This is a genomic window from Trinickia sp. Y13, assembly GCF_029522115.1.
Lineage (GTDB): Bacteria > Pseudomonadota > Gammaproteobacteria > Burkholderiales > Burkholderiaceae > Trinickia.
Map to the genome: position 1 here is coordinate 169,749 of NZ_JAKWFK010000008.1, position 13,863 is coordinate 183,611.

General features: G+C 61.3%; 11 protein-coding genes. 9 read left to right on the forward strand and 2 right to left on the reverse strand.

The genetic code is table 11. The features are described 5' to 3' along the window. Positions 1 to 279 precede the first annotated feature (279 nt). The 3 genes from MMB74_RS16080 (at position 280) to MMB74_RS16090 (ending at position 2,648) form a co-directional block, all read left to right on the forward strand. A complete protein-coding gene (locus MMB74_RS16080) occupies positions 280 to 1,725 on the forward strand; it encodes a sigma-54 dependent transcriptional regulator (protein WP_277429648.1) in 1,446 nt (481 codons plus the stop codon). A 143-nt stretch (positions 1,726 to 1,868) separates the two neighbouring features. Continuing rightward, entirely contained in the window at positions 1,869 to 2,297 is a 429-nt protein-coding gene (locus MMB74_RS16085) for a DoxX family protein (RefSeq protein ID WP_277429649.1), read from the forward strand. A 78-nt stretch (positions 2,298 to 2,375) separates the two neighbouring features. Further along, positions 2,376 to 2,648, forward strand: coding sequence for a hypothetical protein (locus MMB74_RS16090; RefSeq protein ID WP_277429650.1), 273 nt, complete (start codon positions 2,376 to 2,378; stop codon positions 2,646 to 2,648). Positions 2,649 to 2,698: 50 nt separating this feature from the next. On the opposite strand, the gene MMB74_RS16095 is transcribed toward MMB74_RS16090, so the two are convergent. Further along, positions 2,699 to 4,147 (reverse strand): MFS transporter, encoded by a 1,449-nt coding sequence (locus MMB74_RS16095; protein ID WP_277429651.1) that lies wholly within the window; start codon positions 4,145 to 4,147, stop codon positions 2,699 to 2,701. Positions 4,148 to 4,245: 98 nt separating this feature from the next. Between MMB74_RS16095 and MMB74_RS16100 the strand changes: the two genes are divergently transcribed. The 6 genes from MMB74_RS16100 to MMB74_RS16125 all read left to right on the forward strand — a co-directional run bounded on the left by MMB74_RS16100 (position 4,246) and on the right by MMB74_RS16125 (position 12,862). Further along, positions 4,246 to 4,884, forward strand: a complete 639-nt coding sequence (locus MMB74_RS16100) for a hypothetical protein (protein ID WP_277429652.1) — start codon at positions 4,246 to 4,248, stop codon at positions 4,882 to 4,884. 17 nt (positions 4,885 to 4,901) lie between these two features. Continuing rightward, complete coding sequence (locus MMB74_RS16105; RefSeq protein WP_277429653.1) at positions 4,902 to 6,545, forward strand: DUF2334 domain-containing protein; 1,644 nt, start codon at positions 4,902 to 4,904, stop codon at positions 6,543 to 6,545. A gap of 284 nt (positions 6,546 to 6,829) precedes the next feature. Beyond that, positions 6,830 to 8,044 carry a UDP-N-acetylglucosamine 2-epimerase (non-hydrolyzing) gene (wecB, locus tag MMB74_RS16110; RefSeq protein WP_346780681.1) on the forward strand — a complete coding sequence of 405 codons (1,215 nt, stop codon included), beginning with the start codon at positions 6,830 to 6,832 and terminating at the stop codon, positions 8,042 to 8,044. Positions 8,045 to 8,297: 253 nt separating this feature from the next. Then, positions 8,298 to 10,244: a glycosyl transferase family protein gene (locus MMB74_RS16115; RefSeq protein ID WP_277429654.1), complete on the forward strand. Its 1,947-nt coding sequence runs from the start codon at positions 8,298 to 8,300 to the stop codon at positions 10,242 to 10,244. Then, positions 10,244 to 11,929 (forward strand): bacteriophage N4 adsorption protein A, encoded by a 1,686-nt coding sequence (locus MMB74_RS16120; protein WP_277429655.1) that lies wholly within the window; start codon positions 10,244 to 10,246, stop codon positions 11,927 to 11,929. Before MMB74_RS16115 ends, MMB74_RS16120 begins: the two co-directional genes overlap by 1 nt. A 141-nt stretch (positions 11,930 to 12,070) precedes the next feature. After that, positions 12,071 to 12,862 (forward strand): hypothetical protein, encoded by a 792-nt coding sequence (locus MMB74_RS16125; RefSeq protein WP_277429656.1) that lies wholly within the window; start codon positions 12,071 to 12,073, stop codon positions 12,860 to 12,862. 10 nt (positions 12,863 to 12,872) lie between these two features. Here the strand turns inward: MMB74_RS16125 and MMB74_RS16130 are convergent, their stop codons facing one another. Continuing rightward, positions 12,873 to 13,781 carry a hypothetical protein gene (locus MMB74_RS16130; protein WP_277429657.1) on the reverse strand — a complete coding sequence of 303 codons (909 nt, stop codon included), beginning with the start codon at positions 13,779 to 13,781 and terminating at the stop codon, positions 12,873 to 12,875. Between the last annotated feature and the right edge of the window lie 82 nt (positions 13,782 to 13,863).

Below are 13,863 nucleotides of genomic sequence, written 5' to 3' on the forward strand. Positions count from 1 at the left end.
AGCCCGGCAGGCACATTGCCGGAGCGCTAACGAGAGATTCCGAGGTGGTGGTGCGTATATCGGCGCGACGATTCCGACGTAGTCATACGGATGACGTCGCGGGATGCACATCGAGGCGCGCTGGCAGGCAACGCCGCGGTAGACGGTACGCCGATGCCGATCGGGTCTCTGGGTCGATGTGAAGTGCATCGGCGCACTGATTGAGATCAAAGATAACGTCGAATCGACGCGTTATTGTGCCCACGGGCACATACCGCTTTCGACACGGGGGGGCAGTACATGAGCACCGCTTTTAATACGATGCGGGCAGAGCGCAGCGTTCTTCTTGTTTCGCTCGAACCCGACACAGCGGGCATCGATGCGCTTATGGCAGCCGGGTGGCACGTCGTTCACGCGCAGACGCGGCAACAAGTGCAGCGGGCGGCTGCACGCGGCGCGATTCACGTGGGGCTCGTGCAATTGCCGGAGCCATGCAGCGCGCAGCACCTGGCCGAGTTGGAGGCGTGCGTTTCGGACACCGAAGTCGCATGGATTGCCGAAGTGCAACCCGGACAGGCCGAGGAACAGGCGGTTCGTCGGTTCATCCTCGATTATTGCTTCGATTTCGTCACGCAGCCTTGCCACGACGCGCGGCTCACGATTCTGATCGGCCATGCCGATGGTCTGTGGACGTTACGGGCTTCGGAGGGCCATGCAGAACCGGCGCCTGCCGACAGCGCGATGATCGGCCACTCGGATAGGATGCAGCAACTGAACCGCGGCGTCGACAAGTGCGCGCGCAACGAAGCGCCGGTTTTCATCGCGGGCGAGTCTGGAACCGGCAAAGAGTTGACGGCTCGAGCCATTCACGACCGGTCGGCGCGCGCAAAGCAGCCGTTCGTTGCAATCAACTGCGCGGCGATTCCTCCGTCATTGTTGCAATCGGAACTGTTCGGCCACGAACGCGGTGCGTTTACCGGTGCGCTGCAACGAAAAATCGGCCGCATCGAAGCCGCCGCGGGCGGCACCCTGTTTCTCGATGAAATCGGCGATATGCCGCCGGAATGCCAAGCCGTGCTGCTGCGTTTCCTGCAGGAAGGCACGGTCGAGCGTCTGGGCGGCGCCGGCCCGATCAAGGTCGACGTGCGGGTCATTTCGGCAACCCACGTCGATCTCATGAGCGCGATCCAAGCCGGGCGGTTCCGCTTGGACCTTTATCATCGTTTGTGCGTGCTGCGGCTGGACGAACCGCCGCTACGCGAACGCGGAGAAGACATCAAGCTGCTCGCCCAGTACGCGCTCGAGTTGCACCGCGGCGATGGCGCACGCAAGATTCGCGGCTTCTCGAGCGACGCCATTGCGGCGATGTACCACTACGGCTGGCCGGGGAACGTACGCGAGCTCATCAACTGTGTGCGGCGAGCGCTCGTGATGGCAGAGGGGCGCTTCATCACCGCGGCGGATCTGGGCTTGCCTGGCGTAGAGATCAAAGTCGGGCGGACCTTGGCGGAAATTCGTTGCGATGCCGAGCGTGCGGCTGTGCGAGAAGCGCTCGCGCGCCATGCCTATAGCCTTTCCGATGCCGCGGTCGAGCTTGGAATCTCGCGCGCTACCCTGTATCGGTTGCTCAGTGCGATCGGCTTGCGCGAGGAAGGGTCGAGCCAGCGCCCCGCGCGCGCTTGCGCGGATATCCGTGCCTGCGCCGGCGATTCCGGTCAACACAGCGTCGAGCAAGTGGCGCCGTGAGCCGCCGCTTCACTTGAACCGCGGGCTTGCGCGTCGCGCACGACGCGCTTGGAAAACCCGCCCGCACCGCATATCCTGACCTTCAACGTCCGCGCGCCCGCGAGGCGCGCGGTTCCTTTTTGCGGACCCGGAGGGCAGGATTCATGACGCGAGCCGTCGATTCGGTATTCATTCTCATTGCACGTTTGGCGCTGTCGGTGCTGTTTTTATGGTCCGGCGTGATGAAGGTTCTCGCCTACGGAGCCTTCGTGGCCTACTTGCATACGAAGGGAGTACCGTTCGTGCAAATTGCCGCCCCTATCGCCACGGCGGTGGAGGTGGTCGGCGGGATCTTGCTCGTCGTCGGTTTCTTGATTCGTCCGCTCGGGCTCGTCATGGCCGTCTATACTCTTGCGACGGCCGTGCTGGGTCACGACTTCTGGAATGTGACCGATGCGGCGCTTCAGCACGACATGGTTATTCACTTTTGGAAAAATGTCGGGCTGGCGGGCGGCTTTCTGCTGCTCTGCGTCACCGGCGCGGGCGGCGCGAGCATCGACGCTGCTCGGGCGCCGAGGCGCCCATCCCTCTAGCCGTATTTGTGCTGCGGCGCGCACGGAGTTTGCTTGAGTGGTCATATTCGATCCGTGCGCAAGAGGGAGGGCCTGCGAATGATTCAAAGCTTCGAGCAGCAAATCGACGGACGCACCATGCACTTTTGCGCCAGCCTCGGCGAGGGAGAGTCGACGCATCGCGTCATCATCAGCCGCGGCGACTCCGCCGAGACGCTCGTGGTATTCGATGCATCCGGGCTGATCGGGACCTTGAAGGCGGAAATGGCGGCGCCCGATAGACTCATCGCCGACGCCGTCCGCAAAGCGTGCGACGAAGGGTTGATCGCGCGCGCGCTCGATACGGGCGCGATTCAGAACGCTACGCTGTAGCGTTGCCGCTTTACGCCAACCCGCAATTGGGGGGAAGCCCTGAGCCGCTTTCAACGCGCTGCGGTTTCGGCTTCGGTCTCGGCACTCGGCCGGGCATGAGACGACGGATGGACGCGCGTAGCCAGCGCTATTCCTGTCAACAAGAGGGCCGTGGCGATTGCCGCCGAGATCTGCAATCCTGCGACGACCGACGAGGCGGCGCCCGCGTTGGCAAGCGCGCCGAACGCGGCGACGCCCACGGCGCCCCCCGCCTGGCGCGCCGTGTTCAGCAACGCGGACGCGGTCCCGGCGCGGCTGCGATCGACCGACGCGAGCACCGCGGTCGTCATCGCGGGCACGGCCAGCCCCATCCCGGCAGGAATGAGTAGAAACGGCGCAAGCAGTGCAACGACGGGCGTATCGGCCTGTGTCAGGTGCAGCAGCGCGTAACCGAGCGCGCCCACGGCGGCGCCGATGATCATCGGCCGGCGCGGACCCCAGCGGGCGACCACCCAGCCGCTCGCGACGTTCGATACGAGAAATCCCCCCGTTAGCGGCAAGAACGCGAGACCGGCTTGCAACGGCGTGTCGCCGTGCACGCGTTGCAGATACAGGCTGATGACGAAGATGGCGCCGTAGTACGCCATATTTACGCAGATGCCGAAGAGCACGGCGGCGCTGAAGGTTGCATCGCGCAACAATGGCAGCGGCACCATCGGCGCGCGGCTTTTGGCTTCGACTATGACGAACGCGAGGGCCGCCAGCACCGACACGGCCAGCGCGACGACGACGAGCGGATGGCTGGCGCCGAGCGGCCGCATTTCGATGACCGCGCCGGTGAACGCGGTGAGCGCGACGATGGCGATGCATTGTCCCGGCAGATCGATGCCGGTTGGTCGATGCCCGTGTTGCGCGCTCCGGCTCCTGTTCTCCTCGCGCGGTATCCAGGTGAAAGCAGCCGCCAGCCCGGCGAGGCAGAGCGGAACGTTGACGAGAAAAATGCCACGCCAGCCCCAGGCGGCGATGAGCATGCCGCCGAGCACGGGGCCGGCCGCGATCGAGATCGAGCCCGACGCGGTCCATAGACCGACCGCCCTTGCTCGAAGGTGGGGATCGTGACTACAGGCGCGATTGAGCAGCGCGAGCGAATTAGGCAGCATCGCCGCCGCGCTCACGCCCTGCGCCGCTCGCGCCGCGACGAGCGACGCGGCATTGGGCGCAAGGCCGCAGGCGAGCGACGATATCGCGAACAGCAACAGGCCCGAGGCGAACATGCGACGGGCGCCGAACCGATCGCCCAGCACGCCGGCCGAGAGCATGAGCACGGCAAAAGCAAGGGTGTAAGCATCGACGATCCACTGCAGCGTCGAGACCGGCGCGTGCAGTTGCAAGCCGATGCTCGGCAATGCAATGTTGACGATCGTCACGTCGAGCTGGGTGACGACGAATGCCACGCTGACCGTCGCGAGCACGCGCGCGCCAGTGGGGCCGAGGATCGGGGCGGGGTGACGAGCGTTCATGCCGTCGATGCTAGCAACGCGGCCGTAGAGATGTTTCGCTGTCTGATGAATTGTCGAATTCGGGCACTGCGAAGCGGGGTAGTGGGCCGACGGTGAGTATGTGGCATTTGAATAGCGGCGTTCTACCCGCTATTCCCATTAAGAAATTATCAACATATCAACTGCTCTATCACTGCACCGGCAAAATCAGTGTGCGGATTCAGACATATTCAGGCGAATTGATAGCGCGCGAGTGCGCCCGAGCGTGCATGCTGATAATGCAGGGCAACGTACGGCGCTCGAACCCCCTTCGACCTGTCCGCCCCGTGCTTTTCAAACCTGAGACGCCTCTATCGAGATGTTCATCCGAGCATCCCGACGCGGCGCTGCACGTCCAAAACCCGTTGCCGCACAGAACGCGAACGGGTGCAGAGAAGGAGCCCGCTATGCCTGTCCGAGATATGTCCGCACGCGCCCGGTTTTTCTCATCGGTCGCGGCGGCGCTTTTGACGATCGTTTTGTCGAGTGGTTTAGCGCTGAGCAACGCGAATGCGCAAAGCGCGAACGCGAACCGAGTGAAAACCCCCGATCCAACGAAGAGCTTCAAAGTGCCGCCGCTGCCGCTCGGCTCGGCGCATGTCCAGCTTCGACCCGGCATGTCGGAGAAGGATTGGCACGACGCATACAAGGAAACCGGTCGTCCCAAGTTCGAACGTCGTACCGTCAAGCGCATCGGCGACACCGTCGAGCGCGACTAGCGACCAGGGAGACCGACATGAAAAAACTCATTCTCATCCTCGCGCTATTGGCCGGGTTCGCGCAGCTGATGCTGCCGAGCACCGCGCGTGCGCAAGCCACGACCGCGAGCACGTTGATCCTTTACGACAACCCGGCCAACGATCCGTACTCGAAGCTCGGCCTCATCTACGCGATCATGCTGCGCAACTTGCTGGGACACTTCAATACCACCGTTACGATCGAGCCCGTGCAGAACTACACGGCGGGGCAGATCGGCGCCAACACCGCCACGTTCTACATCGGCGATTACTACAACAACCCGTTGCCGGCCGCATTCATGAGCGACGTGATGACGGCGACCAAGACCGTGGTCTGGTTCAAGTACAACCTCTGGCAAATCGCGTGGAACACCGCCTATACGTTTACGCAAACCTACGGCATCAATTTCTTGGGCTTGGCGGGTCTCAATGCGCAGCCTTCCTCGAGCAATCCGAATCCAGGGTTCTACGATACGGTCACGTACAAGAACATGTCGATGGTGAAGTACTACGCGTACAACGCCTCCACGGGCGTCGTCAACGCCGATCCCGACATCGGTCTCACCCAAGTGGCCGATGCGACGAAGGCGCAGTCGCTCGTCACGATCACGAACAGCCAAACGAAGGCCACCGCGCCGTACGTGATGCGTTCGGGCAACTTTTGGTACTTCGCCGACATGCCGTTTACGTATATCGGCCCGACCGACCGCTATCTCGTGATCTGCGACATGCTGCACGACATTCTCAATACGGGTGCGCCAGTCAACCATCGGGCACTCGTGCGGTTGGAGGATCTCGATGCCTACACGACGACTGCCTCGATGAAGAAACTATCGGATTACCTCTACAGCTTGAAGATCCCGTTCACGATGGCCACGATCCCCCTGTATACGGACCCCAACGGCTACTACAACGGCGGTGTGCCGGAAACGATCCACCTCGCGCAAGCGACAGGGCTGAAGGCTGCACTCAACTACGCGCTGCCGCGCGGCGGCAAGATCGTGATGCACGGCTACACCCATCAATACGATTCGACGCCTAACGTGCAGAACGCCGTATCGGGAAACGACTACGAGTTCTGGTTCATGGTGCAGAACCGGCCTGTCGACGAGGACTCCGAGCAATGGGCTCAAGGAAGGATGCAAGATGGCTTGGCCGAGTTCACGAACAACGGCTACAAGGTGGCAGGTTGGGGCGCGCCGCAGTATCAAATGTCGCCGCTTGCGTCTCAGGCCGCAGCGGCTCAATTCGGCACCTCGTTCCAGCGAGCCGTTTATTACACCGCTACCGATCCGCAGATCGGCACGGGCGCGGCCAATCAGGACTTCTCCGCCGGGCAATTCTTTCCCTACATCATCAATCGGGACTACTACGGGGAGCGTATCGTTCCCGAGAACCTTGGCAGTATCCAGTACAACATTTGCAACATCGATCCCTTCTCGTGCGTGGCGTACACGTGGCAGCAAGTGCTGACGAACGCGCAATACGCACTCGTCGTTCGAGATGGTTTCGCTTCGTTCTTCTTCCATCCATATTGGCTCGAGCCCGGTTTGGGCGTGCCGGCGATGTCTGACTTCAAGAGTCTCGTTTCGGGTGTTTCGAAGCTCGGCTACAAATGGGTCGACGGCACCACCGCCAAGTGATGAAAGCGTATGGCACAAGTGCATCGTGCGCATCGACGCTAGCGGCGATGCGCACGAACGAGGGGGCCGATCGCAGTCGCGTCGTTCGACGAACTCGGTGCAGCGCTTGGTCGCTGCACCCGTGCGAATGCTGTGAGCGAAGGGCCACAGACGCAGTAATGGCCGATATCGTAACTTAACCTTGCATTTTGAAAGGTTTCGTCTTACGAGGCGCGTGAAGGGTGCGCGCGCTGCACCCACACGTTCTCATATTGCGGGCGTCGGCCCAGTCAGCGGGGGAAAAAATGAAGAAGGTCTTAACGGTATTCGGTACACGGCCTGAGGCAATCAAGATGGCGCCGTTGGTGAAAGCGCTCGCCGATGAAGAAAGCATCGACGCGAAAGTGTGCGTAACCGCACAACACCGCCAAATGCTCGATCAAGTATTGGATTTATTCGAGATCGTTCCCGATTTCGATCTCGACTTGATGCGAGAGGGCCAAACACTCGGCGATTTGACCTCCGGCATCTTGCAATCGATCGGCACGGTGTACGACAAGTGGCAACCGGACGCCGTGCTCGTTCACGGCGATACGACTACGACGCTGGCAGCGAGCCTCGCGGCGTTTTATCGCTACATTCCGGTCGGGCACGTGGAAGCGGGGCTACGCACCGGCAATGTTTGGTCGCCGTGGCCTGAAGAGTTGAACCGGCGCGTCACCGATGCCGTTTCTTCCTGGCTCTTCGCACCCACGGAGCAGGCCAAGCACAACCTCTTCAGCGAAGGCGCGCCCGCCGCGCACGTCGTGCTGACCGGCAACACCGTGATCGACGCGTTGCTTCACGTCAAACGCAAGCTCGAAGTCGACGCGCGGTTGAACGATTCGATCGCAGCGCACTATGGGTTTCTCGATTCTTCGCGCCGCCTGATTCTCGTCACCGGCCACCGGCGCGAAAGTTTCGGCGAACCGTTCAAACACTTTTGCGAAGCCCTGCGGCAAATCGCGCTCAAGTACGACGACGTGCAACTGGTTTATCCGGTTCATTTGAATCCGAATGTGCGAACGCCTGTCAACGCCGTTCTGAGCGAAGTGCCAAACGTGCATCTGATCGATCCACAGGACTATTTGCCATTTGTCTACCTGATGTCCAAGGCGTATTTGATCATTACCGATTCAGGTGGCATTCAGGAAGAGGCGCCGGCGCTGGGAAAGCCGGTGCTCGTCACGCGCGAAACGACGGAGCGTCCCGAGGCTGTTCGTGCGGGGACGGCTCGGCTCGTCGGCACGCAGACCGAGCGCATCGTATCGGAGGTAAGCGCACTGCTCGAGGACCACAGTCAGTACGTGGCCATGGCGCATGCCAACAATCCATACGGCGACGGACACGCAAGCGAGAGGATCGTCGATGCGATGATGACGATTCCCGCGGAAATTGCGGCGACGGCTCACGTTGCACCGCAGCCGGTGCTGTTGCACAACGCGATCGCATCGGGCTTGCAAGCCTTGCGCTCGGCTTGATCGGCGGACGCGAGGCAGCCTGCGATTCGCACTGCCTCGCGGAGCCTCCGCTTATTTCCCATGCGGTAAATTTTTGCCGCCATTTCATTGACGCTCGTCTAAGCCGGCGCTTTCGATTCGCTGATCGATCCGGCCGGTTTTATTCGCCTGCTCGATTCGTCATCGACCGAATTTTCTGTGTGTGACGACGAACAGTCAATCAATGGTATTCGCCATACGATAAATGCGCGAATGTTAAAAGCGGCTGGTGGAAATGCACGCAATATCGATGTGGGGTTGGTATCTGGACGGACTGAATGCCGTTGCCATGGCTACGGCGATCATCATATTCGTCAGCACGATCGACGATCTATTCCTAGACGGCTATTACTGGTTGTTCGAAATCAAACGCTGGCTGCGCCGTGAACCGAACACGAGCGTCGATGCCAACGCGTTGCGCGCGCTGGACGAGCGTTACCTAGCGATCATGGTCCCGGCATGGAAGGAGTACGACGTCATAGCCAAGATGATCGAGAACACGCTCGCGACGATGGAGTACGAGCGTTACATCATCTTTGCCGGCACCTATCAAAACGACGCAGAGACCACGGCCGAGGTAGACCGGATGGTGCGGCGTCACCCTGGGCGAGTCGTACGCGCGGCTGTCCTCAATGACGGGCCTACGTGCAAGGCCGATTGCCTCAATTGGATCGTCGCCGCCATTCGCCGCTATGAGAAGGCCCACCATATCGAATTCGCCGGCGTGATCATGCACGATTGCGAGGACGTCATTCACCCCATCGAACTCAAGTACTTCAACTACGCGATCGGCGATTACGATTTAGTGCAGTTGCCTGTGCTGTCTCTACCGCGGAAATGGAACGAGTTCGTGGCCGGCACGTATATGGACGACTTCAGCGAAACGCATCAAAAGGACATGCCATCGCGACAGTTGCTCACCGGCATCGTGCCGGGTGCGGGCGTTGCGTCGTGTTATAGCCGGCGCGCGATCGAGGCAGCTTCGGTCGAGCGCGACGGCAAGCCCTTCAATACGACGACGCTGACCGAGGATTACGACTTCAGCTTCCGGTTGCGCGAACTCGGGATGAAAGAGACCTTCGCTCGCTTTCCGATCGCCGAAGTCGTCCTCGAGCAAGTGCGCCGACATCGCCAGCGCTTCGCGACGGCGCGCAACCTGCTTGCGACGCGCGAGTACTTTCCGAGCACGCTGCGCACGGCATACCGGCAACGCACGCGCTGGATCCTAGGCATTTCGTTTCAAGGGTGGCAGCAGCTTGGGTGGAGGGGGAACTGGCGCGACCGCTACATGTTCTTTCGCGACAGAAAAGGGATGGTGACCTCCCTGATTTCCATCGTTGCCTATGCGGTCTTGATCAACTACCTATCGGTGGCGCTCATGCGAGCGACCGGCATCGCTCCGCCGAGCGCCGCGCATCGAGCGCTGGTAGGCGCTTCGCTGGCGCCGCTGTTGGGGCTGAACAGCGCCTTGCTCGCTTTGCGGCTCACCGAACGCTTTTACTTCGTGGCGAAGCTGAACGGCATGCTGCAAGGCGTGCTGTCGCTGCCCAGATTGTTCGTCAACAACCTCATCAACTTCCTGGCCGTCTGTCGAGCCTGGCGGATCTTCATCCATCACCTCATTACAGGCAAGCCGATCGCGTGGGACAAGACGAGCCACACGTATCTCTCGAACGATCAGTTGGGTAAAGAGCGCCGCAAGCTCGGCGAGATTCTCGTCGAGTGGGGTGTCATCACGCCAGCTCTGGTCGATGCTTGTCTTGAGCGCCAAGCGACGTGCGGCAAGCGGCTCGGTGAGCTACTGCTCGAAAGCGATGCGGTGAGTCCCGAGTCGCTTGCCGATGCGCTAGCCGAGCAAGCTGAGTTGCCGCGCGTGAGCTTAGCCAATGTCGTCGCGGGACGGTTCAAGGCGACGCTTGCGACGGAGCTGCAGCAGACTTATCGAGCCATACCATTTTCGACGGCGGACGACGGCACCCTGAACGTCGCTGTCGGCAGTCCCCTCACGGAAGACGAGCGAGAGACCGTCAAACGAGCCGCGGGCTGCAACGTCGCGTACTTCGTGGCGAGCGACGCTGAGATCGCATCCGAGCTCGCGCGCCGTGCGCGTTTCTCGGAAGGCGATCGCGGCGGCGACGCCGCACGTCGCGCCGCGTCGTCGACTCATCCGGGGGAATGCTAATGAAACGCGCCGCATCCAAGCGAGCGAAGCGCCTGCGCGCATTCGTTCGCACGGGCGGGCTCGCGGCCTTTGCCGCGCTCGCCTTACACGCAAATTGTTCTTGGGCGCAGCCTTTGACGCCGCGCGCGTATCGTCTGGCCGACTCCGCCTACAAAGCGATCGCGGCCGGCGATTTGCCACGGGCGGAAGACTACGCGTCCAAGGCGCTACGCGCGCAACCGTCGAGTTTGCAACTGAACCTATTGATGCTCGATGTCTACATTCGCGAGGGCAAAATCGACGCGGCCGACGTGCAAGCCGATGCGTTGATGAAGCGCTATCCGAACGATGGCAACGTCCTCGCACAACATGGCTTCCTGCAGCAAAAGCAACAGCGGTACGACTTGGCCGCCGACGATTTCTCGGCTGCGCTCGTCAAGGGACAGTGGGACGACGCGCAGCAACGCAACCTTCGACTCGCCTGGGCCGACAGCGCGCTGATGGCGCATCGGCCGGAGCAAGCGGCACAGGCATTGGCGCCGATCGAACACGATCCCGACGTCGCCGTGCAACTGCGTGTTGCGCAACTGCATTTGCGCAACGGCGACCGCAAAGGCGCGCTGGCGGCAGCGCAACTTGCGCAGGCGAACGCGGTATCCGACGACGACAAGAAAAGCGCCGCGGCGCTGATCGAGTACGCCGAGCAGCCCGAGCCCGATCCTCGCAACGAGCAAGCGCAAAAGACACTGCAACGCGCGTACGACTTGCTGCGGGAAAACAAGGACAGCGAGGCGCTCGTCGAATTTCAGAAGGGCTTCGCATTGGGCGGAGGCAACGCCGGCAACTATGCCGACGCGGGCTACGCAGCCAAACGCTCCGGCGAGAACGACGATGCCGTGAAGCTATTCGAGGCGAGCCTCGATGCGGACGATCACGAGCACGCGTTCGACGCACAACGGCGTTTCGGTTATCGCCGCGAGGTGCAGCAACTCGAACGGACCTGGGGCTTCGTTCTGAGCTTGCCGTATCAAGTCTCGGCGTTCTCGTATCAAGGCACCGTCAGCGTCTTGCAACCGGGCATCGAAGCGTATTGGCAGCCGCCGAAGATCGGCTATCGAAACGGCCGCATCTTGCAGTTCTTCGTGCGCGGCTATGGCACGGCATACGACGGATCCGGCAACGTCACGGGGCTGCCTACGCTGCAAGGATCGGTCGGTGCGCGCTATAAACCGCTCGTCGATCAGAACCTGGTATTGAGTGCCGAACGCCTCGTCAGATTGGGCAGCCTGTCGCAAAACGATTGGCTCTTGCGCATGGGGTATTCCTCGGAAGCGGGCAACGATTTGCGCGTGACGGAGCCGAGCTGGCGCGCCTGGCAAGTGTATGCGGAGGCCGATTACTTTCTGCACCAAGGCCGTTACATTTTGTATTCCCAGTTACGATACGGACACACGTGGGCGGTGCCCGCCATCAGCGATCGTCTGACGGTATACCCCCACGTTGCGCTCATTTTCGACCACGACAGCAAGGCGCAAGATCGCACGGCAATCAGCGTAGGGCCCGGTGTGCAGTTCCGGTTCTGGTTCCGCGAGCACCACTACAGTGCGCCGGCGAGCTACGCCGACCTGACGGTGCAGTACCATATCCCCCTGACATCGGCGGCCCGAGCTCGCGGGCTCGCTGCACAATTGACGCTGTGGTACTAGGCGGAGGCCATCATGTTGCGCTTCGCGCGAAGCCGAAGCTGGCGCTCATCGCGGCGCAGCGGTCGCGCCCGCTCGAGGTGCCGCTTGGCGGCGATCAGCCTCTTATGCGCCGGTGTCACGCTTACGGCTTCGTGCGCGAACATGGCAAGCGATAGCCGAGTGCAAGGTATCGTGTGGCAAATCGACAATGCCACGGCGCGTCCGGCAGGTGATTGGGAGCTGCTCGGCGTGCGTCAGTTGTTGATTCAATGGATCGTCGTCGACGATACGGCGTTCGTGCCGAACCTCGGCTTGCCGACGGCGGCGAACATGCCGGATTGGGCTCGTATCGGCCGTGAGCCTTGGGCGAAGGATGTGGTGCTTGGTCTGGCCGGTTATGCGGACGAGAATCGGGCCCGAGCGAATGTCGAGCATTTGGCGAGGCTGTCGGCGCGAATCGCGGACGCGCCGCTGCCGTTGCATGTCACGGGGTATTACTTCCCTGTCGAAGTCGATCCCAGTTGGACCGATGCCCGCAAGCTCGCGTCGCTGCTGCGCGATTTGCCGCGTCCCCTATGGATTTCCGTGTACGACCGCTCCAATGTCGGAGGGAAGACGCTCGCCGATTGGTTGACGTCATGGCTGCCGTCGGATATCGGCGTTTTCTTTCAGGACGGATGCGGCGTTTACGCGCGTGTGCCGTCGGTCACGCGCGAATATCTCGATGCCTTATCGGCCAAGCTCGGCAGCGATCGCGTTCGCGTTATCGCGGAGGCGTTTCGCCCCAATGAGCAAGGCGGCTTTCGCGCCGCGACCGCCGACGAATTGCGGCAGCAACTCGCGGCGTATCGCGGCTATTCCGTCTACCTGTTCGACGGGCCGCATTACGTGTCGAACGATCTGACGAAAGCGTTGGCGCCGCGCGCCGCTCGCCGGCGCGCGGCCGCTCCCTGAAGGCAACGGATCAGGAGGGGGCTTTCAGGTTGATGATGGTGTCGCGAAGCAATTGAAAGTACTTGCTGGTCGAATACGGCAGCATTTCCTCAGCGTAATACCACCAGAAGAAGCCCCCGATGAACTTCGGATCGTTCATCGTGTTCACCATCGGGTAGTACGTCTTGATCATGTTCGATTGGACCGACCAAGGCGCCGCCGTATCCGAGGTACCGATTTCGCCGAAACCGACCTTCGCGTTCGGGAACAGGCTCTCCAACGCCGCGAAGTCGTTCTTCCACGACGGCGTCAGGCCCGAGCAATCCTGATACGGGTAGTAGCTGAACAGCGCGTAGTCCGCGCCGTTACGCACGGTCGACGAAAGGAACTGCGTCGGCCACGTGCGCCAGTTGTCCATCGGCAATTCCCAGCAGTTGTTACCCGCCGGATCTTGGTTGTAGTACAGGGTCACGGCTACTTTGCCGCCCGCACCCTTCACAACGTTGTATGCCGACTGAACCATCTGACCGATCTGCTGCTCTTCGGTCGTCGCGGTGGAGGTCGGGCCCTTCGAATCGGCGCGAAGCCATTCGCCGTTGATTTCGTTCGCAATTTCCCACACGTCAACGTTTGCGCCCAAGGTCGAAACGAGTTCCTTGGTTCGCGCGGTATACGCCGTCAGATTGGTTGGGAAGTAATACGAGTCATAGATTTCGCCCATCACGTAAGCGTACTGATGCAGCTTGACGATGTAGGGGTAGTAGTCCGCTGCCGACGTGCCCGGATCGAACACCACGCGAACGGTGGGCCGGTAGGGAAGATTTTGCAGGGAGGTGATGATTTTATTGAACTTGCTCAGGTCGTCGAGGGTCACGCCGTAAATCGGCGCTTTCGGCGTTTCGACCTGCGCGTGCGCGGATTGCGCGAAAGGTAAGGACATTGCGCACGCGAAGAGCGCACTGGCGGCTAGTTTGGAGAAGATTTTAAATCGTCTGAACGTCACGTCTCTTCCTCAGGGGTCG